This is a genomic window from Actinoplanes hulinensis, from assembly GCF_019429605.1.
Classification (GTDB): Bacteria; Actinomycetota; Actinomycetes; order Mycobacteriales; family Micromonosporaceae; genus Actinoplanes; species Actinoplanes campanulatus.
On the sequence record NZ_JAHXZI010000030.1, the window covers coordinates 67,390 to 88,129 of the forward strand.

The window sequence follows — 20,740 nt, forward strand, 5'->3', positions numbered from 1 at the left end:
GAACCTCTCCGGCGAAGATCGCCGGATGCCCGTTGAGAGTCGACGTGACCGATCCGTCACGCAGGCGACGATCTCATGGCGCGTCCGCGAACGCCGGGTCAATGGTCATCCCCGCCCCGTCGCCCTCGGCCCGCCGCAGCCCTCGCTCCCGCCGTCAGCGGGTGACGGTCGCGTGCAGGCGCTTCGCCTCCCGGGTCAGGCGGGCTCCGCCACCGCGCCCGGCCACCGCGTCGAGGCCCGGGACCTCGGCGCGCGTCCCGAGTCGCGACGTCACCCGGGTGGCCAGCTCCAGAAGGTCGGGCAGGCCGCGTGGGGTGGCCTTCAGCAGCGGTGGCAGAGCGGCGGCGATCGTCTCCCAGACGGCAACGGATGCTCCGGCCGCGTGGGCGTCGGCGAGCGCGGGCACCACCCGGGTCAGTTTCACGGTGCCGTCGGCGCACAGGTCACCCAGGTCGGCGCCGACCGCCGCGGGCAGCGGGCCGGTCCCGGCGGTCACCGCGAGGTAGCTGTCGACGGCCGCGGCACGGCCGGGCTGATGCCGGGCCCCCAGCCCGTACGCCAGGGCGAGCGCCACCGCCGCCCCGGAGCGCCCGGAGCAGTCACCCAGCAGCGGCAGCGCCGTGTCGTCCCGGCTGTCCCGGTCGGCGAGCCCGGCGATCTCCGGCAGCGCCCACGCCGCGACCGCCTCCCGGTCGTGCGGCAGCGTCATGGCCAGCACGTCCGGCGGGCAGTGGTGGAACGACAGACAGTCCTCCCGGGCGGTCGGCCGCCGCCCGATCGTGAACAGCAACCGGCCCAGCAGCGGCAGCCGCCGGTCGTCGCGTCGCGGCGCCAGGTTGACGACGACCCGGCGGATCAGCTCGGGACCCGCGTCGAACGGTGTCCAGGCGTCGTACCCGTAGCCGCCACCCGGTTGCTCGATGCGGGTGGCGATCGTCTCGACCCGTTCGGCACCGAACCACGCGGCGAGCCGTTTCCCCTCCGGGGTGCTCAGGGCGCCGGCCCGGGCGAGCACCGCGGCGTCGCCGGTCACCGCCACCCGCAGCAGCGCCTGCTCGAAGTCGAGAGGCCACGGATCCCGGCCGGCCGCCTCCAGCCGCTCCATCCGCTCGACCAGCGTGCCGGCCTCGACGCACCCGGACACGTCGGTGGGGGTGGCCAGCAGCACCGGGAGGCCCCCGGGGAGCCGGACCGCCAGCTCGGCGAGCCGCCAGGTCAGCACATCGGCCGGCACGTTGAACGCGGCGAGCTCGGGCGCCGGCCCGGTGACCCCGCTGAGCGCCCGGCCGAGGAACCCCAGGCCGTCGTCCCACGACCCCCGGAGCGCCCGGAGCACCTCGGCGGGCACCCCGGACAGCGCGCCCGCGTGGTGCAGCGTGACGAGCCCGGCCATGACTCGTTCCCAGCGCACCGCGGTCGCGGTATGGGCCACCGTCATCAGCTCCTCGGCCAGCTCGGCGGCGCTGCCGATGGGCGGCGGCATCGGGGCGGCCGGGGGAGCGGCCGCCACCTCCGGAAATTCGGCCGGCTCGGCGGAGGACCACCCGGCCCCGATCACGTCGCGGGCCCGTTCCTGCAGGTCGAGGGAGGGATGGGAAAGCGCGACGGCGACCGTCTCCCGGATCTCCGCGGCCCGCTCCGGCTCCCGGCGGGCCACCCGGTCCAGCCAGTCGCGCACCACCGGATCGGTCACCGGCGGCTCGGCGCCACCCTCGATGAGCAGCGCCTCGACGAACTCCCACTCCCGTGGATCCGGGTTGCGGGCCGGCAGCCGCCCGGCCAGCCGAACCCCGAGGTCACCGAGCCACGGCAGCTCCCGGGTCCGGGCGATCGCCAGGAACCGGTCGACCCGGATCCGGCCCCAGTCGCGCATGCTCCGGCGGGTGAGCAGGGCCGCCGCCCGGGCCGCGGTCGGCATGCAGGCGATCACGGTCAGCGCGAACAGCCCGGCCGGGCTCACCGACCGCTCCCATGGGCCCTCGTCGTCCGCCCGGATCCGTCGCTCGATCTCGGCGGCGAACGCCAGCCGCTCCCGCTCGGTGGCGCCGAGCAGGAGCGCGGTCAGGGCGGCGCTGTCGGTGTGGCTGAACGGGCGGGCGAGCCCGGCCCAGGTGAGCGGCATGCGGCACACCCTAGGGCCGGGCTACGACATTTCTCAGAACCGCAGATGGGACCAGTCGAGCAACCCGTCGCCGAGATCCCGGACGCGGGCCAGCAGACCCAGCCGGGCGGCCCGCAGCGCCGGGTCGTCGGCCATCACGAACACCTCGTCGAAGAACCGGCCGACCGGTTCCACGAGCGGCCGGGTGGCCGCCACGAACGCGGTGACGTCCGGCGAGGCCGGTACGGCGACCGCCGTCACCGCCTCGTGCAGCGCGATCTCGGCGGGTTCCTTGAGGAGCCCCGCGTCGTACCCGGCCGGAGTCCCGGCGGGCACGATCCGGCGCGCCCGCTGCACCGCCTCGGCGACGGCCTGGAAGCCCGGATCGCCGACCGCGTCCCGTAGCTGTCCCAGCAGCGCGGCGGCGACCGCCGGCCGGGCGGCGTGCGGCAGCACGGCGCGCACCCGGTCGACCGGCTGCCCCTCCTCGGTGAGCACCTGCTCCAGCCGCCGGGTCAGGAACTCGGCGCACGCCTCCAGGACGGTGTCCGCCACCGGCACCGGCTGCGCGGCCGCCGCCAGCGCCAGCCCCTCGGTGAGGTCGAACCCGGCCAGCCGCGGCGTCGCCCGGTGCACCGCGATCAGCCCGAGGAACGCCCGGCGGACCGCGAACGGGTCGCTCGACCCGGTCGGCAGACCCACGGTGGCGGCCAGCCCGGCGATCAGGTCCAGCCGGTCGGCCAGCGACAGCAGCGCGCCCGGCAGCGTACGCGGCAGGTCGTCACCGGTGTTGCGGGGCAGCTCGGCCTCGTACACCGCCTGCGCCACGGCCCGGTCCTCACCGGCGTGCAGCGCGTAGTCGCGCGCCATCACCCCGGCCAGGCTGGTCATCTCGGTGACCAGCTGCGAGCCGAGGTCGAACTTGACCAGTTCGGCGGCCCTCCGCAGGACCGGTGAACCGGATTCGAGGCGGTCGGCGACAGAGAGGGCAAGGGCGGCGATCCGGCCGGCCCGGTCGGCCATCGAGCCGAGCTTGTCGGTGAAGGTGAGGCGGTTCAGATGCGACTTCATCTCGGCGATCGGCGTCGCCTGGTCGGCGCGGTAGAAGAAGGCCGCGTCCTCGTAACGGGCGCGCAGCACCGCCTCGTTCCCGGCGCGGACGAGTTCCACGTCGACCGGCCCGTTCGCCACGGTGACGAACATCGGCAGCAGCTTCCCGTCGGCGTCACGCACCGGGAGGTAACGCTGATGCTTGCGCATCACCGTGGTCAGCACCGCGTCCGGCAGCGACAGATAGCCCTCGTCGAAGGTGCCGAGCAGCGGCAGCGGCTGCTCCACCAGGTCGGTGATCTGGTCGATCAGCGCGGCCTCGCCCTGGACGTCGATCCGCCCGTCCGGGTAGACGAGGTCCTGGGCGCCGATGACGATCAGTTCCCGGCGGTCCTCGTGGTCGGCGACGATGCCGTTGACGCCGAGCGTCTCCAGGAAGTCCTCGGCCGAGGCGATCTCGATCTCCGGCGGCACGGCGGTGCGCAGCAGCCGCGTCCGGCGTCCGGCGGCCAGCGTGGAGACGGCCACCGGCACGACGTCGTCGCCCCAGAGCGCGGCCAGCCAGCGGACCGGCCGGCTGAAGGCCAGCCTCGGATCGTTCCACCGCATGTTCTTGGCGGCCCGCAGGCCGGTCACGACCTGCGCGAGCACGGCGGCGAGCACCTCGGGTGCCGCGCGCCCGGCCTCGTGCTTCCGGACCACCACATGGGGTACGCCGCCGACCTCCTCGGTCTCGACGTCGGAGAGGGTGACGCCCTGCCCGCGGGTGAAGCCCTCCAGCGCCTTCGTGGCGGTGCCGTCCCCGGCATAGGCGGCCTGGACCTTGGGGCCCTTGATCGTGCGCACGTGATCCTCTTCGCGGGCCGCGACCGCTGTGGCGACGGCGATGAGCCGGCGCGGCGTCCCGAAGACCCGCACCTCGCCGTGGCCCAGCCGGGTGGCCGCCAGACCCTCGGTGAGCAGCCGCTGCACCTGCTCGCGCGCGGAGCGCAGCTCAGCGGGCGGCAGTTCCTCGGTGCCGATCTCGAAGACCAGCGTGCGCGCGGTGTCGCCGGTCTGCACGGCGGCGGCCGGCCGGGCCGGGGCGAGCGGGGTGACGGTGCCGAGCGGCAGTTCGAGCCCGGTGCGGCGATCCACCCAGAGCTTGGCGACCTCCCCCGCGAGCCGCCGCATCCGGCCGAATTCGGCGGCCCGCTCGGCCGTGGAGACGGCGCCCCGGGCATCCAGGACGTTGAAGGCCTGCGAGCACTTCAGCACGTAGGAGTGGGCCGGGACGGGCAGGCCGGCGTCGATCATGCGCTGCGCCTCGCCGGCGTAGATCTCCAGCAGCCGCCGGTTCGCCTCGATGTCGGCGTCGTCGAGGTAGTAGCGCGACATCTCGTATTCGGATTGGCCGAAGACCTCGCCGTAACTGACCCCGGGGGAGTATTCGATCTCCTTGAAGTGGGTCTTGTCCTGGAGCGCCATGATGATCCGCTCGATGCCGTAAGTGATCTCCACACTCACCGGATCGAGGTTCAGGCCGCCGGCCTGCTGGAAGTAGGTGAACTGGGTGATCTCCAGCCCGTCCAGCCAGACCTCCCAGCCGAGACCCCAGGCGCCGAGCGCGGGGGAGGCCCAGTTGTCCTCGACGAAGCGGACGTCGTGGGCGGTCACGTCGATACCGAGCGCGGCCAGGCTGCCGAGGTAGAGCTCCTGCGGGTTGCCCGGGTCGGGCTTGAGGATCACCTGGAGCTGGGTGTGGGTCTGTAGCCGGTTCGGGTTCTCGCCGTAACGGGAGTCGTCCGGCCGCACCGACGGCTCGGTGTAGACGACCCGCCACGGCTCCGGCCCGAGCACCCGCAGGAAGGTGGCGGGGTTGAGCGTGCCGGCGCCGACCTCGGTGTTCATCGGCTGGACGACGAGGCAGCCCTGATCCGTCCAGTAGGTGGTCAACCGGGCGAGCGCGTCCTGCATGGTGAGCATGGGACCGAAGTCTAGGTGCGCCCACACGGGGGGAGGTACGCGATTTGTGCCGGCCGACGATCTTTACGCCTTTCAGGACCTCCCCGGAGGCGGCCCGGCCGCCTCCGGGGAGCCGTCAGACGTAGTTCTTGTCCACGCTCGTCTGCGAGACGGCGAAGGAGATGTCGCAGGAGGAGAACTGCCCCTGCGGCGGGGTGGCGCTGGTCCACTCCAGGTAGAAGTGACCCTTCACGGTGGTCGGCTTCAGCTCGAACTCGGTCGGCCCGTCCCCCTCCGGGAAGTCACGCCAGCCCAGGTCACCGGCCCGGTAGGCGTTCTTCTGGTCGGCCGTGAAACCGATCCGGCCGCCGGACTTCGGCTGTAGGCACTTCCGTTCGAGCTTCACCTTCACCGGGCCCGCGCCGATGAGCTGATCCGGGCCGACGGCCTTGCAGGTGGGCAGGCAGGACAGGTTGGTGGCGGTCCAGGAGAAGAGCCTCCGGTCCACCGGCCGGCTCGTGTAGACGGCCAGGAAGTCGGTGGCGTCCGCGGTGATCGCCAGTTTCCGGTGCTGGTAGTGGGCGACGTACTCGCCGGTCGCATTGGCCCGCGTCGGGAAGCGGAATCTGCCCGAGCTGCCGGCCGTGACCGAGCCCAGGAACACCTTCGGAGCGGTCTGCTCCTTGCGGAAGAAGATGTCCACCCTTCCTCCGTTGCCGGTCGCCCGGTTCAGGTATCCGGCACGGCCGCTGAGGACGATCGGGGTGCCCGCCTCCACCTCGCCGTGCGGGGCGGAGAACTCCATACCGCTCGCCGGCCCGCGAGCCGGCGCCGGGACGGCGACCGCCCGGTCCAGCGTCACGACGGGCACCGCGACGGCCATGGTGGCGGCCAGCGCGCCGCCGGCCGCGAGCAAACGGGTATTGCCCACGTTTGATCCTCCCCGTGGGGTAGTTTCGTGATGTTTCAGCACGAAAACTACCAGTACGGGTCGAACTGCGCGCCGCTTTGCCAACATGGCGAGTCAGGAGCCGACCAGGCGTACTCCTCCACCGCCTCGCTTGGCCTGATACATGTAGGCGTCCGCCTCGCGCATCATGGCCTCGAACTCGGTGGCGTGGTCCGGGAAGAGCGCCACACCGATGCTCGCCCCGATCCGTACCGGCTCGCCCTCGATGTCGAACGGCTCCCGGAGCCGCTCGCAGATCCGCTCGCCCACCCCGATCGCGCCCTTCTCGTCCGGGTTGCCGATGAGCAGCACCGAGAACTCGTCGCCGCCGAGGCGGGCCACCAGATCCGGACGCCGCACGACCCCCTGGAGGCGCTTCGCCACCAGTTGCAGCAGCACGTCGCCGGCGTGGTGCCCGACGGTGTCGTTGACCTGCTTGAATCCGTTCAGGTCGAGCAGCAGCAGGCCGACCCGCGTGCCGGTGGCGGAGGCGATCTCGACGGCCGTCTCGGCCCGGTCCAGCAGCTGCTTGCGGTTGGGCAGCCCGGTCAGCGAGTCGTGGAAGGCCTGCTGGGTCAGCTCGTTCATGTGCAGCTCGGCGGCCTGCCGCATCCGGGCGCTGTCCATGATCAGCGTGCCCTCGACGGCGAGCTGCTGGGCCAGGATCCGGTCCTGGGCGGTCCAGTCCCGGGTGCCGCTGGAGTCCCCGCACATCACCATGCCGACCGGGCCCTGCGCGGACAGCAGAGGCATCGCGATGAACGAGCGGAACCCGATGGTCTGGGTGAGCCCGCCGGACCGGACCTTGGCCGTGCCGGCGTCACTGACCAGCATCGGCTCGCCCTTCTCGGCGCTGTTGCACCAGACCGGTGATTCCGCGGCGGGCCGGCCGAGCAGGTTGGTGCTGAGCGCCCGGTGCACCTCTTCGGGGAAACCGACACCGTGCACGTACCGGATCCGGCCCTCGCCGTCGATCAGGTGCATCGCCGCGTGCTCGGTCCGGAACGCGGTCGCGCACGAGCGGGCCAGCAGCTCGGCGGCGGTCTCCACGTTGTCGGCCGACATGCCGTACTCGAACAGCTCCCGGATGGTGGCGCTGCTGTGCGCCACGAACTGCCGCTGCTTCTCCGCGGCCAGCCCCTGCAGGGTGGTCGCGAAGTGCAGCGACATCGTCGCGATGGTGTCCAGCTGGAGCTCTTCCAGGGCGGAGCCGGTCAGCAGCAGCACGCCGACGGTCTGGCCGCCGATGCGTAGACGGATCGCCATCTGCTCGCCGTTGACGACCGGCTTGCCGCCGGCCGGGGTGCGGAACACCTTGCCGGCCACCAGCTGGTCACGGCGGCCGGGTTCGCCGACCCGGGCGCTCACGGTCATCATGCCGGTCTCCGAGTCCAGCTCGAAGACGGTGGCCGCGGTCAGGCCGGCGATGTCCCGCAGATGGGGCGCCGTCAGGTCCAGGACATGCTGCACCGAAGGGGTGTCCTTGGTCATGAACCCCACCAGTTCGGTCAGCAGAAGCGACTGCCGATCCGGTGTCATGACCGCCTCACCGGGCCCCTCCACCTTGGGGCCGGCGGTGTGCATCTCGCTGCCCACGCTCATGGCCCTAGTGGTCGGCAACCGCGACCCGCGCTTGAGCCACTGAAGACGTGTGCCGGGTCGCAAATCGGGTGCGACCCGGTGCCCGGCACGATCTCTCGATGCTCAAGTTTCTTGATCCTCGCCTGCGGCGGCGAGGTCGTGGGCCACAGGCCGGATCCGGCCGTCTACCGTCTCGCTCTCGACCGGCTCGGCCTGCCGCCGGAGGCGGCGACGGACTTCGAGGACACCCCGCACGGCGTTTCGGCCGCGGTGGCCGCGGGGTTGCGCTGTGTCGCGATTCCCCACGCGTACGCCCAGAGCTCCCGTTTCGCCCACGCCGACCTGGTCCCGACGACCGCCGCCCACTTCCCCTGGCCGAGGTGCTCACCAGGACCGTGGCGACGGCGGCCGTCCCCCGTCGACCGGCCGGCATCCGGCGCCGCCCGTCGGGGAGGCGCCGGTGGTGGATCAGGGCTGCCACGCCTCGGCCGGCCGGCAGGGGCCCTCGGGTGCCGGCTCCGGGGTGTCCGGCTCGCCGCTGTGCTGCGCGTCCTTCCCCTCGTGCCACCGGTTCTCGTAGACCACCCGGCCGTCCGGGGCCGTGTAGCACTGATCCCGTCCCAGCAGCGGTTTGAAGAACCGCTCCCGCCACACCTCCCGGCCGCCCTTTTCGTAGGCGACCAGCTCGGCGGCCGACTGGACGTCGTCGGTCCTCGTGAGCAGCCCGAACGTGCCGTCGGACAACCGCGCCGCGGTCGTCGTCCCGTTGCCGTGCTCCAGGGTCAGCCGGCCCACCCGCGCACTGATCCGGCCGGCCGCGATCACCCAGCCGCTCTCGGCCTCCGACGAACTGCGGCTGAGGACCTGGACCGGTCCGGGCAGCCAGTCCCGGGTGCCGTTCCATAGCTCGATACTGAAGCCGCCGCTGTCCTCCCGGCCCGGCTCGGCCTCCCGGCTGCAGGCGACATAACCCTGATCGGTGAGGAACAGCGCGCCGGTCCGGCCACGATGCTGCACGGCGACGCTGAGGTCCCCGACCGTGACGGGGAACCGGGGCCCTTGCTCGAACATCGGGCCGTCGGGGTAGCCGTGCAGGCACGCCTTCGCGGTGGCGGTCAGCGAGGAGGTCAGCTCGCCCGGGCCCATCGCGATCGTGGTGGGCGGGTCCCCGTCACGGATCAACGGGGTCGCGACCGCCGCGGCGGCGGCCAGCGTGGCCACCCCGGCCAGGGCCAGCCGCCCGGTCCGCCGCCGCCGGGCGAGCGCCGGCCCGTGCATCTCGAACCGGAGGCGGACCCGCATCCGGGCCGCCCCGGCGGCCGGCAGGTCACGCTCAGCGGGCGGATCCAGCTTCGTGATCATGACTCCTCCTGAAGATGAGCGGTGGCGGCGGTCACTTTGGGTGATCTTCCTGCTGCGGGTGATGCCGTCGCTCCCGGCGGCCCCGGGTCGTTCGGGCGCACCGGGACGGCGGCGCCCACCGGTTGGGGGCGGGCGATCGGCGGGGGTGGGTCGGGATCGGTGGCCAGTTGCCGAGACAGCCGCGCGCGGGCCCGGCTCACCCGGCTCCGGACGGTCGACTCGGCGACTCCCAGAACGGCCGCCGCCTCGGAATACGACACCCCGGACCAGAGGCAGAGCGCGACCGCCTCCCGCTCGGCCCGGGGCAGCCGGCGAACGGCGGCGAGCACCTCCCGCATCCGGCGCTCGTCGTCGAGGCGCCCGGCCACGTCGTCGGCCGGATCGGCGAGGATCTCGTCGGCCGGCGCCCGGAACAAGCGGTTGCGCCACCGGGTGAGGGCGCGCTGCTCGGACCGGACGTGGTGACTCGCCGTGACGAGGAGCCACGGCAGCGGTGAGCCGTCGACCAGCCGGACCTCGGCCCGGCGCCGCCAGGCGGTCAGAAAGACCGCCTGGGTCACGTCCTCCGCGACCGACCACGAGCCGGTGAGCCGGAAGGCGTGGTTGTAGACCGCCCGGGAACAGCGGTCGAACACGGCCTCGAAGTCGTCGGAGTCGCCGCTCTGCCAGAGGGTCTCGCGCTGGATCGTCACACCTGACTATGCCCGCGAGCAGGGATCCTGTTGCGCCATGAAATCGGCGTTGCCCGACTGTTTCGGAGTGATTGCGTTGGGAGCGCTCCCATGGAATGCTGTCGACATCGGCCAACGATCCCCACCGATGTGTTGGCCGACCGTTCCCCGGCGCCTCCCGCGCCGTCCCCGTCTCGAGGAGTCCTCATGAGACCCATCCCCACCCGTGCCAGGGCCTTCACGGCGGCCGCCGCCGTGGGCGTCGTCGCCGCTTCCGGCGCCGTCGCCGTGGCGACCAGCGCCAGCGCCGCGGCCGGCTGTCGCGTCGATTACTCGGTCAACCAGTGGAACACAGGATTCACCGGCAACGTCACGGTCACCAACCTCGGCGACCCGATCAGCGGCGGCTGGAACCTGAAGTGGACCTGGCCCGGCAGCCAGACGGTCACCCAGGCCTGGAGCGCCACGGTCACCCAGTCCGGGCAGAACGTCACGGCGACCAACCCGTCGTGGGCGGCCTCGCTGCCCACCAACGGCACCGCGAACTTCGGCTTCAACGGCAGCTGGTCGGGCTCGAACACGGCGCCCGCGTCCTTCACGCTGAACGGCACGGTCTGCAACGGCTCGACCGGCGGCCCGTCCAGCTCGCCGTCGACCTCGACGTCCCCGTCGACCTCGCCGTCGACCTCGGTGTCCCCGTCGACCTCGACGTCGCCGACCACCAAGGTCGACAACCCGTACGCCGGGGCCAAGGGCTACGTGAACCCGGAGTGGAAGGCGAAGGCCGAGTCGGTGTCCGGCGGCAGCCGGGTCTCCAACAACCCGACCGCCGTATGGATCGACCGGATCGCCGCCATCAACGGCACCAGCGGCAGCAGCTCCAACGGCTCCATGGGTGTGCGTGACCACCTGGACGCGGCTCTCGCGCAGGGCGCCGGCTACATCCAGTTCGTGGTCTACAACCTGCCCGGCCGGGACTGCGCGGCCCTCGCCTCCAACGGTGAGCTGGGCCCGAACGACCTGCCGCGGTACAAGGCCGAGTACGTCGACCCGATCGCCGCGATCCAGGGCGACGCGAAGTACAAGAGCCTGCGGATCATCAACGTCATCGAGATCGACTCGCTGCCGAACCTCATCACCAACACCTCCGGCCAGGCCGGCGGCACGGCGATGTGCGACACGATGAAGGCCAACGGCGGGTACGTGCAGGGCGTCGGTTACGCCCTGCAGAAGCTCGGCGCGCTCGGCAACGTCTACAACTACGTGGACGCCGCCCACCACGGCTGGATCGGCTGGGACTCGAACTTCGGCCCGACCGCCGACATCATGCTGCAGGCCGCCCAGGCCTCCGGCAACGTGAAGAACGTGCACGGCTTCATCACCAACACGGCCAACTACTCGGCCCTGCGTGAGCCGTTCGTGCAGCCGACCACCACGGTCGGTGGCCAGAGCGTCCGGCAGTCGAAGTGGGTGGACTGGAACCAGTACACCGACGAGCTGACCTTCGCCCAGGCGTTCCGCACCAAGCTGGTCTCGGTCGGCTTCGACTCGGGCATCGGCATGCTGATCGACACCTCCCGCAACGGCTGGGGCGGCTCGGCCCGGCCCACCGCGGCGAGCACCTCGACGGTCGTCGACACCTACGTCAACGAGTCCCGCATCGACCGCCGGATCCACGCCGGCAACTGGTGCAACCAGTCCGGCGCCGGCCTCGGCGAGCGTCCCACCGCGGCTCCCGCCTCCGGTATCGACGCCTACGTCTGGGTGAAGCCGCCGGGCGAGTCGGACGGCTCCAGCACCCTCATCGAGAACGACGAGGGCAAGGGCTTCGACCGGATGTGTGACCCGACCTACACCGGCAACGCCCGCAACGGCAACAGCATGTCCGGCGCCCTGTCCGGCGCTCCGATCTCCGGAGCCTGGTTCCCGGCGCAGTTCTCCCAGCTCATGGCGAACGCCTACCCGGCGCTCTGATCAGCTGAACGAACCGGCGACCGGCCGGCGCCCGCGTGGCGCCGGCCGGTCATCGTCGTCGTGGGATGTCCGTTCGGCCATTGCAATACGAGTGCATCGCCAACTACGGTGGCCCGGTGACGAAAGTGTGGGGGCTCGCGCGGTTCGTGGTCGTCTACGAGCTGCGGCTGTGGGCAGCGCTGTTCCGCTGGATTCTCCGGCGGCCGATCCCGGTCGGTCCGGGGGTCGAGCGATTCGGTTACGTGGGCGCGGTCAAGCTGATCCTGGGCGCGTTCATCGCCGTCTCGGCCGTGGAGATCCCGATCCTGGACCTGATGATCCCGTGGGAGCCGGTCCGGGTGGCCGCGCTGGCCCTGGGTGTCTACGGCCTGTTCTGGATGGTCGGCCTGGCCGCCACCATGGTGGTCCATCCCCACCTGGTCGGCCCAACCGGGCTGCGCATCCGTAACAGCATCACCCTGGACGTCCCGATCGCCTGGGAGCATGTCGAGTCCCTCGAGGTGCGCCGCCGTTCGATGCCGCCGGGCGGCCAGACCCAGCTGGAGGACGGCGTCCTCTCCCTCGGCATGGCCAGCCAGACCAGCATCGACGTGCGCCTGACCGGCCCGATGGTGCTCCCGGTCCGCAAGGCCAAGGGCCGGCCGGCGACCACCGTCCGCTTCCACGCCGACGACCCGGAGGCCCTGGTGCAGGCGGCCCGCGCCCACCTGGCGGCCCGACCGTCCGACCGGTCCGAAACCCAGCCGGCCTGAACCCAGACCCGTCTCGGCACTCCTGAAACAGCTCCCGGAGCCAGCCGGGTTCATGCCGCCGGATCCGGGAGCCGTTGTCGAAGCGGCTGCTGGTGGCGGGTCAGGGCTTGGCCGCGAAGAAGCGGTAGACCGCGCGGTAGGGGACAGCCGTGGTGCCGGAGCCGGTGCACGGGCCGGTCGGGGCGAGGCCGCCGACCGTGTCCAGCCGCTGGACGTAGGTGACCTTGCCGAAGACGCCGTCGCCCCGGTTCAGCTTCGCCGGGATCAGCAGTTGCGGAATGCTGTTCGGGTGCTCGGAGGGGGCGCGCTCGGCGTTCGGGCCGTCGCCCTCCAGGAGCGAGCCGTCCTGGTCGGATTGCCAGCTCGGGCCGCGGAAGTGCAGGGCGGACACCTTCTTCACCGGGTGCATGGTGACGCCGGTGAGTGAGGCGGCCGGTTCCAGCAGGGTCCACGTGCCGCCGCGGCATTCGTAGACCTGCACGCCCCGGGCCTTGAGCACCGAGTGCAGCACGTTCCCGGCCGGCGGGGTCAGTTCCGGCGGCACCCGCGGGTCGACCCCATGGAAGTTGTCGGCCTGCGTGGTGGGCGGCTCGGACTCGACCGGCGCCCGGTCGGTCCCGGCGAACGAGACACCGGCCGGCACGGCGACCGCGACGAGCGCGAGAGCCCCGAAGGCGGCGGCCACCTTGACCCGGCGCCCGGCGGAACGCCCCCGCGCGGACGGATGCTCACCGGACGACCGGCCGGATCCGGCCGGCGTACGTGCGCCGGCCGCGGCGAACCGCTCCGGCGCGGGACCGTGCCCGACGCGCGTCGGCCGGCCGGCGGGTGGCTGAGGATCACTCAACGGCTGGTAGGTGGCAGGCGCTTGTTGGTCCATGGGCGGCTGCTGGGCGGCGGGCGCCGGGTGGGCGACGGGTGGCTGGGGGCCGCTCAGCGGCTGCTGATCGACGGGCGCCTGCTGGGCGGCGGGCGGCCGCTGGTCGGCCGGTGGGCGCGGACGGGCGGGCGGGATCTGGGCCACGGAGTCCTCCCCTATGGACGGTGACGCTGGGCCCTCACGGTAGTGGGCCGTGGGGCCGGGGAGGCTCGTTGCGCCGGGAAATCACCCGGAGGAAGTGTTCCTATCTGAATTATCCGGGCATTCTGTAGAAACCGGTGGGTGTCGACTGCGCGTCCAGCCGGGCCTGCCGCGCCCGCGCCCGTAGCCGGACCAGCAGGAGCACGCCCAGGAAGACGCAGACGCCGCCGACGATCAGGCCCGGTCCGAGCAGGGTGGTGTCGTCGGCGACCAGCGCGGTCTCGGTCTCGTCCGGGTCGGCCACGGCCCGGGTGGGTTCGCGGGTCTCCTCCGGGGCTGCCTCCTCGGACTCCTCCGGCGCGGCCGACTCCTCCGGTGTGGCCGACGGGGACGGCTCCGCCTCCACCTCGCCGCGCACCCGGGCCTCCGTGCCGCCGGCGGTCAGCAGCGTGTTCTCGCCGTCGAAGGCGCGCACCTCGAACCGCACGTCGCCGCCCTCCGGGCCGGCGAACCCGACCTGCCAGCGGCCGGTCACCGTCCGGCCCCGGCACGCCGTGCCCGGGTCGAGGTCGTTGTCGACGATCGTCGTGGTGACGCCCTCGGTCTGGTCGGTGGTCGCGAACGGCCCGTCGTCCTCGAACCGGGTGACCCGGAACTGGTCCGGGTCGATCCGCGAGTGCATGAGCAGGGCCCACCGGACCTTGCGACACTGCCGGTTGTCCGAGGTGACGACGGCGGTCACGACCTGAGCGGAGCGCCCGGCGGTGAACCGGTCCGGCGCGGTGACCCGTACGCTGAACCCCTCCACGTCAGCCGCGGCCGGCGCCGCCCACACCACGGTATTCACTACGGCGCCGGCGATGACCGCGCCGGTGAGCGCGGTGATCCGGTGACGCATGACGATCCCCCTTCGCTGCCTGTCATCGACTCGCCTGCACTACTTAGTTCGCCTCCGGGCCGGAAATGGTTCAGCGGGTGGCCCGCGTCACCCACCCGCCGATCCTTATTTCTTCCTTAAGGGAGCAACCTTTTCGGTGTTTGCGCAGCTCAGCGGGCCTGCGCAGAAAGTAGTCAGCAGACTACGCAAAAAGTTCCGCCGGTGTTCATCCGATCCTGGGCCCGGCACGTAATCCGGGGAGGACACGGACCTGGGCCACGCAGGGGAAAGCAAGGCCGGGACCGGGTCCAGCGCAGAGCTTGAGCGCGGGGCGTTCCCCACGGACGCCGGCGTCCCACTGCCCATGGGACGTGACCGCACCAAGGAAAACGAGGAGTCCATGGCCCGCTCGAAGAACAACAAGGCAACCGCCGCCTCCCGGGTCGCGGTCGAAGTCGGCTCCACCGGCACCCGATCGGCGTCGACGCTCGAGGTGGTCCTGCTCGTCCTGAGCATCGGGGCCGCCATCTGGGCCGTCGCGATGATGACCACTCCCGGAAAAGTCGGGTACGTCTACTTCTTCTTCTACCTCGATTACTACATCGGCGTCGTCAGCCTGGTGTCGCTGTCCATCACCATCATGGTGGGGCTGGTCGCCACCGACCGGCTGGTGCTGAGCGTCCGCCAGCGGGTGCTGCTCCAGTCCGCACACCGCACCACCGGTGTGATCGCGGTCGGCGCCCTGGTCGCGCACGTCTGGACGAAGTTCGCCAAGGACTACATCGGCCTGCTCGACATCTTCATCCCGTTCCTGACCGACGGGCTCAACAAGTGGTACATCGGCCTCGGCCCGATCGCCGGCTGGATCATGGTGCTGGTGATGTGGTCCGGTATCGCCCGGGCCCGGTTCATCGGCCGTGGCAAGCCCTGGATGTGGCGGGGTATCCACGCGATCTCCTACCTGATGTGGCCGATCGCCCTCACCCACGGCCTCTCCGCGGGCCGTCCGGCGGCCACCTGGGTCACCGTCAGCTACGTCGTCTGCGTGCTCGGTGTGATCGTCGGTCTCGCGGTGCGCCTGTCGGTGAGCCTCAACCGCCGTAAGGACTTCGCCTCGCCGGCCGGTGTCGGCGCGGTCAAGCCGTCCGAGACCGGCACGCTGGTGCCGACCGCCTCGGCCCCGATCCGCCGCCCGGCCCGTCGCGAGGCTCCCCCGGTGGACCTGCTGGCCCCGGCCGGCGCCCCGGACGGCGGCGCGCCCACCCAGACGTGGAACCAGCCGCCGCCGACCCGCCCGGTCAGCCCGGCGCCCGCTCCGGCGCCGGCCCCGGTCGAGGAGGACTACCCGCCGCGTGGCCGCCGTCAGGCCGAACTGGAGGCGCCGCCCGCGCCGCGCCAGCGCCGGCCCGCCGAGGACGACGAGCGTTACGACACCCAGACCCGGATGTCGCGCCGTGACGTCGAGGACGAGCGTTACCGGTACGACGAGGAGCCGGCCCCCCGGTCCCGTGGCAGCCGTTCGCAGGAGGTCTACGACGAGGGCCCGCGCGGCCGCGGCCGCCGGTACGAGGACGACGAGCGCTACGACACCCAGACCCGGATGTCGCGCCGTGACGTCGAGTCGACCGGCACCCGGATGCGCCGCGACGACCCGGAGGCCACCGGCACCCGGATGCGCCGCGAGCCGGAGTACGACGAGCCCCGCTCCCGCCGGCGCGACGACGTCGAGGCGACCGGCACCCGGCTGGACGCGACCGGCACCCGGATGCGCCGCGAGCCCGAGTACGACGACCGCTCCCGTGGCCGTCGCCGCGCCGACGACGACTACGAAGCGGCTCCCCGAGGGTCCCGCTCGGCCCGCTACGAGGAGCCGCGCTACGAGGAGCCCCGCTACCAGGAGCCCCGTTACGACGAGCCGCCCCGCAGGCAGAGCCGTAGCGAGTTCGTCGACCTGGCCGACGGTTCCGGTGGCGGCTACCCGGCCGACGACTCGGCGACCCTGGTCGACACGGGTTCCCGCCGGGCCCGGCGGGACGAACCGGGCCGTGGTGGCGGCCGCCGGGGCGGGCGCGACGACGCTGACGACGCCTACCTCTCCCAGCTCCGCGGTGACGTGAGGGACACGAATTGAGCACGGCACAGGTTCCCCCGGTCACGGCGATCGGCACGCCGCGGATCACCGCGGGATTCGACGAGTACGGTCGCCTCGACCTGCTGGCCCACCAGGAGGTGCACGGCGGTTTCGCGGCGCTCTCCTCGGGCGAGCTGATCGGCCTGGCCGACCGGATCGAGCTGCGCGGCCGCGGCGGCGCGGGTTTCCCGTTCGCCCGTAAGGTCCGCGCGGTGGTGGACTCGTGCCGCCGGCAGGAGCTGCCCCCGGTCATCGTGGTGAACGCCACCGAGGGTGAGCCGCCGTCCTGGAAGGACAAGGCGATCCTGACCCGCGGCCCGCACCTGATCCTGGACGGCGCGGCGCTGGCCGCCGCCGCCCTGGACGCCGAGGAGATCGTCATCGGCGTCGCCGACGACGGTGTCGGCCAGGAGTCGCTCGCCGCGGCGCTGGCCGAGCGCAAGATGCCCTGCCCGACCCGGATCGTCCTGGTGCCGCACCGGTTCATCTCCGGTGAGGGCGGCGCGCTGGTCCGCGGCATCAACGGCGAGGCGCACATCCCGCCCGGCCGCAAGGTCCGGTCCAGCGACAACGGCGTGATGGGCCTGCCCACCCTGCTGTCGAACGCGGAGACGTACTCGCAGCTCGCGATCGCGGCCCGGCTCGGGCCGTGGGAGTACAACGCGGTCGGCATCCCGGAGGAGCCGGGCACCGTGATGCTCACGATCGGCGGCTCCGCGTCGGCCCCCGCCGTGGTCGAGGCGCCCACCGGCACCTCGCTCATGGAGGTTCTGGAGATGTGCGGCGCCGACATCGGCCCGGGCCTGCTGGTCGGCGGTTACCACGGCAAGTGGGTGAGCGCCGAGCAGGCGAAGACCATCCAGATCTCCCGCAAGGGGTTCGCGAAGGTCGGCGGCACCCTGGGCGCCGGCATGCTGATCCCGATCGGCTCGAAGACCTGCCCGCTCGGCGAGGTCGCCCAGGTCGTGCAGTACCTGGCCGGTGAGTCGGCCGGTCAGTGCGGCCCGTGCCGGATCGGTCTGCCCGACCTGGCCCGCGCGGTGACCCTGGTGTCGCTCGGCGGCAACGCGGTGGAGCAGGTGCGGCAGGCGGCCGGCCTGGTCAAGGGCCGGGGCGCGTGCAGCCACCCGGACGGCAGCTCGCGGTTCGCGCTGTCCGCGCTGGAGGTCTTCCGCGCCGACGTGCAGGCGCACTCCAACGGCGAGGGCTGTGGCAAGCCGGTGCGCGGCATCCTGCCGCTGCCGTACACGGCCGAGAAGGGGGCGCGCAAGCTGGCCCTGGACTGGTCGCGGTGCGACGGCCACGGGCTCTGCTCGGCGGTGGCCCCGGAGATCATCCGGCTGGACCACAACGGGTTCCCGGCGTTCCCCCAGACGCCGCTGCCGCCGTGGCTCGAGGACGGCGCCCGCAAGGCGGTCAACGTCTGCCCGGCGCTCGCGCTGCGGCTGACCGAGCCCACCACGGCCAAATGACGAGGCGGCGCGCGTCACGCGTACCCCGGCTGGTTTTGATCATGCTGGCGACCGCGCTCGCGGCAACCGGCTGCGGCACCACACCGGACGCGTCTCCCGCGCCCGCCACGAGCTCCGGGCCGGTCACGAGTTCCGGGCCGGCGGCCACCGCGACCGCGAAAGCGGAAGCGGTGGCCGTGCCGAAGTCGCTCTCCTTCACCGGCACCACCCTCGCCGGCGAGAAGTTCGACGCGGCGGGTCTGGCCGGCAGGCCGGCCATCCTCTGGTTCTGGGCGCCCTGGTGCGCCACGTGCGCGAGCGAGGCGCAATCTCTGGGCGACATCCATTCCGAGTACGGCGACGAGCTCGCGATCCTGGGCATCGCCGGGATGGGCGGCGCCGCGGAGATGAAGGAGTTCGTCGCCGACTTCGAACTGGAGTCGATCACGCACCTGAACGATCCCGGCGGCAAGCTGTGGAAGCGGTTCGGCATCGCGCAGCAGAGCTGGTACGTGATGGTGGACCGGACCGGGAAGATCGTCTACCGGGGTTACCTCGACGACCTCCAGCTCACCGGAAAGGTCCGCGAGCTCACCGCCTGACGGTCAGAAGGTGGTCGGGGCGGTAGGGGTGGGCGAGAAGGCGGGCTTCTCGGCCGGCATCAGGATCCACAGCAGCGGGTAGACCAGGATCTGGCTGCCCGGGATGACGAAGAGGATCAGCACGAACAGCAGCCGGCCGATCCACGGGTCGAGGCCGAAACGGCGAGAGAGGCCCGCGCACACGCCGGCGAGCATCCGGCCGTTCAGCGGGCGGACGAGACCCTGGCGGGCGAGCGTGTCGTGCACGGCGTTCATCGTGGACTCCTACTTTCACTGGTGGTGAAACCGTGACTCCATGGTGTGCCGGTGCGGGGGTCTCCGGCATCGGGTGGTGCCCCGATTCCTGTATCGGGGATCTCCATGAGGCCGCCGATATTTCCGGCCGGGACACGGCCCTATACAGTGCGATCGGCACGAAGGAGGAGCTGTCGGGGGGACGAGGATGGTCGATGCCGCACTGCCGGGCGAGCGGACACAACCGCTGCGGCCGCGCGACCCGCGCAACCTGGGCGACTACGAGCTCGTCGGCCGCCTCGGCGAGGGTGGCATGGGCACCGTCTACCTGGCGAGAACCGGTGGGGGAGTGCTGGTCGCGGTCAAGATGGTCCGCGCCGACCTGGCCTACGACGACGAGTTCCGGCGCCGGTTCCGCAGCGAGGTGAACCGGGCCCGGCAGGTGCCGCCGTTCTGCACCGCCGAGGTGATCGACGCCGACCCCGACCACGAGCACCCGTACCTGGTGGTCGAGTACGTGGACGGGCCCACCCTGGCCGACGTGGTCGAGCAGCGCGGCCCGTTGACCAGCGCCAACCTGCACGGTGTGGCGATCGGGGTGGCCACCGCGCTGACCGCCATCCACGGCGCCGGGGTGATCCACCGCGACCTCAAGCCGCGCAACGTGCTGCTGGCGCCGGGCAGCCCCAAGGTGATCGACTTCGGGATCGCCCGGGCCATGGAGGCGACCAGCGCCAACACGCGGACCGACCAGATGGTGGGCACCGTGGCGTACATGGCGCCCGAGCGGTTCAGCTCCGACCCGGGCACCCCGGTCACGCCGGCCGCGGACGTGTTCGCCTGGGGCAGCGTGGTGGCGTACGCGGGCACCGGCCACACCCCGTTCCGGGCCGACTCGCCGCCGGCCACCGCGGCCCGCATCCTCACCCAGCCGCCCCGCCTGGACGGGCTCAGCGGCCCGCTGCGCGACCTGGTGGCGCACGCCCTGGAGAAGGACCCGGCCAACCGGCCCAGCGCCCGTGAGCTTCTCGACCTGCTGATCTCCGGGGAGCGCCCGGCGGCCTCCGCGGCCGCCCTCGCCGACCAGCCCGCCCTGCGCGCGGCGGCGGTCGAGGCGCAGGCCGTGACCGGGTTCACGGCGGTGCCGGAGACGGCCGGTGGGAGCGTGCCGACCCTGGACATCCCGCCCGGCATGGTCGGCTACGACGAGAACTCGATCGTCACCGTGCCGATCTCGGCTCCCCCGGGGCACACCCGGCTCACCGGCCCGCCGCCGTCCGAGCCGGGCGGCCGCTGGGCGCTGCCGGTCGCGGTGGCCTTCCTGATCCTCGCGGTGGTCGCCGGAGCGGTCATGCTGGCCCTCTCGATGCGCCTGGACAATGACGGGGAGGCGGCGGCCGATCCCACGACCGCGCCCAGCGACGACACGGCCGTGCCCGCCGACCGCCCGTGGATGGCGGACACGCTGCGGCAGCAGTCCTACTGGCGGCCCAGCGACCAGGCCGGCGAGGGCAACTGCCACTTCGACGGCGGCCTGGTGGTGCACCGCGACAGCGTGGGCACCTACAAGTGCAAGGGCCCGGAGGACGAGCTGCCGCCGGACCTGCGGATCGAGACCGGCGTGCGGCTGCTCACCCCGGACAGCTGCGCGGCGATCTGGTTCCGCAACGTGAAACAGGACGGCTACCAGGTCCGCGTCTGCGAGAACAACATCTACCTGGGCGTGCACAGCAACGACGGCAAGGTGTCGGTGGTCAAGACCATGCCGCTGGGCGCGCCGGTCGCGCTGAACGCCGAACCCACCCTGATCACCCTGGCCGTCGAGGGTGACACGGTGCAGGTGTCGCGTGACGGCGTACGGGTCGGCGACGCTCCGCTGGAGAAGGACTTCGGGATCGGCCGGGTGCTGCTCGGCATCTACAACGAGCGGGACGCGCCGGACGAGGGCCGGTACGAGGTGGCCTTCACCGACCTCAGGATCTGGAAGCTGTGACGGCACGGGCCCGGGCGGAACGCCCGGGCCCGTGATCCGTCCGGCCG

General features: G+C 72.4%; 15 protein-coding genes and 1 pseudogene. 7 read left to right on the forward strand and 9 right to left on the reverse strand.

The genetic code is table 11. The features are described 5' to 3' along the window. Window positions 1–154 precede the first annotated feature (154 nt). From KZ829_RS38860 to KZ829_RS38875, 4 genes are all read right to left on the reverse strand, one after another. Window positions 155–2,122, reverse strand: coding sequence for a hypothetical protein (locus KZ829_RS38860; protein ID WP_220148840.1), 1,968 nt, complete (start codon window positions 2,120–2,122; stop codon window positions 155–157). A 33-nt stretch (window positions 2,123–2,155) separates the two neighbouring features. Beyond that, window positions 2,156–5,116 (reverse strand): glycine--tRNA ligase, encoded by a 2,961-nt coding sequence (locus KZ829_RS38865; protein WP_220148841.1) that lies wholly within the window; start codon window positions 5,114–5,116, stop codon window positions 2,156–2,158. 115 nt (window positions 5,117–5,231) lie between these two features. Further along, entirely contained in the window at window positions 5,232–6,026 is a 795-nt protein-coding gene (locus tag KZ829_RS38870) for a hypothetical protein (RefSeq protein ID WP_220148842.1), read from the reverse strand. Between the two features lie 93 nt (window positions 6,027–6,119). Next, window positions 6,120–7,646, reverse strand: coding sequence for a sensor domain-containing diguanylate cyclase (locus KZ829_RS38875; protein ID WP_220148843.1), 1,527 nt, complete (start codon window positions 7,644–7,646; stop codon window positions 6,120–6,122). Between the two features lie 78 nt (window positions 7,647–7,724). Between KZ829_RS38875 and KZ829_RS43635 the strand changes: the two are divergent. Continuing rightward, window positions 7,725–7,913, forward strand: a pseudogene (locus tag KZ829_RS43635) (HAD-IA family hydrolase); the annotation flags it as partial. 180 nt (window positions 7,914–8,093) lie between these two features. Here KZ829_RS43635 and KZ829_RS43640 read toward each other — a convergent pair. Further along, complete coding sequence (locus KZ829_RS43640) at window positions 8,094–8,987, reverse strand: hypothetical protein (protein ID WP_246636987.1); 894 nt, start codon at window positions 8,985–8,987, stop codon at window positions 8,094–8,096. Beyond that, complete coding sequence (locus tag KZ829_RS38885) at window positions 8,984–9,679, reverse strand: RNA polymerase sigma factor (RefSeq protein ID WP_220148844.1); 696 nt, start codon at window positions 9,677–9,679, stop codon at window positions 8,984–8,986. Before KZ829_RS38885 ends, KZ829_RS43640 begins: the two co-directional genes overlap by 4 nt. 186 nt (window positions 9,680–9,865) lie before the next feature. On the opposite strand from KZ829_RS38885, the gene KZ829_RS38890 reads away from it, so the two are divergent. Both KZ829_RS38890 and KZ829_RS38895 read left to right on the forward strand, forming a co-directional pair. After that, a complete protein-coding gene (locus KZ829_RS38890; protein ID WP_220148845.1) occupies window positions 9,866–11,632 on the forward strand; it encodes a glycoside hydrolase family 6 protein in 1,767 nt (588 codons plus the stop codon). A gap of 116 nt (window positions 11,633–11,748) precedes the next feature. Next, window positions 11,749–12,384 carry a hypothetical protein gene (locus KZ829_RS38895; RefSeq protein ID WP_220148846.1) on the forward strand — a complete coding sequence of 212 codons (636 nt, stop codon included), beginning with the start codon at window positions 11,749–11,751 and terminating at the stop codon, window positions 12,382–12,384. Window positions 12,385–12,484: 100 nt separating this feature from the next. Here the strand turns inward: KZ829_RS38895 and KZ829_RS38900 are convergent, their stop codons facing one another. Together KZ829_RS38900 and KZ829_RS38905 are read right to left on the reverse strand one after the other, a co-directional pair. After that, window positions 12,485–13,408 carry a DUF3455 domain-containing protein gene (locus KZ829_RS38900; protein WP_220148847.1) on the reverse strand — a complete coding sequence of 308 codons (924 nt, stop codon included), beginning with the start codon at window positions 13,406–13,408 and terminating at the stop codon, window positions 12,485–12,487. Window positions 13,409–13,517: 109 nt separating this feature from the next. Next, window positions 13,518–14,303 (reverse strand): hypothetical protein, encoded by a 786-nt coding sequence (locus KZ829_RS38905; protein ID WP_220148848.1) that lies wholly within the window; start codon window positions 14,301–14,303, stop codon window positions 13,518–13,520. A 379-nt stretch (window positions 14,304–14,682) separates the two neighbouring features. Between KZ829_RS38905 and KZ829_RS38910 the strand changes: the two genes are divergently transcribed. The 3 genes from KZ829_RS38910 to KZ829_RS38920 are packed head-to-tail and all read left to right on the forward strand — an operon-like array spanning window position 14,683 to window position 18,466. Then, window positions 14,683–16,413, forward strand: coding sequence for a translation initiation factor III (locus KZ829_RS38910; RefSeq protein ID WP_220148849.1), 1,731 nt, complete (start codon window positions 14,683–14,685; stop codon window positions 16,411–16,413). After that, on the forward strand, window positions 16,410–17,885 hold the full coding sequence (locus KZ829_RS38915; RefSeq protein WP_220148850.1) for an NADH-quinone oxidoreductase subunit NuoF family protein: 1,476 nt from the start codon (window positions 16,410–16,412) through the stop codon (window positions 17,883–17,885). The genes KZ829_RS38910 and KZ829_RS38915 overlap by 4 nt, the downstream gene beginning before the upstream one ends. Next, the gene (locus tag KZ829_RS38920) at window positions 17,882–18,466 is read left to right on the forward strand and encodes a TlpA family protein disulfide reductase (protein WP_220148851.1); all 585 of its coding nucleotides are present in this window, start codon (window positions 17,882–17,884) and stop codon (window positions 18,464–18,466) included. The genes KZ829_RS38915 and KZ829_RS38920 overlap by 4 nt, the downstream gene beginning before the upstream one ends. A gap of 3 nt (window positions 18,467–18,469) precedes the next feature. On the opposite strand, the gene KZ829_RS38925 is transcribed toward KZ829_RS38920, so the two are convergent. Beyond that, entirely contained in the window at window positions 18,470–18,721 is a 252-nt protein-coding gene (locus KZ829_RS38925) for a PspC domain-containing protein (RefSeq protein ID WP_220148852.1), read from the reverse strand. 187 nt (window positions 18,722–18,908) lie between these two features. On the opposite strand from KZ829_RS38925, the gene KZ829_RS38930 reads away from it, so the two are divergent. Beyond that, window positions 18,909–20,693 (forward strand): serine/threonine protein kinase, encoded by a 1,785-nt coding sequence (locus tag KZ829_RS38930; protein WP_220148853.1) that lies wholly within the window; start codon window positions 18,909–18,911, stop codon window positions 20,691–20,693. Window positions 20,694–20,740: the final 47 nt, after the last annotated feature.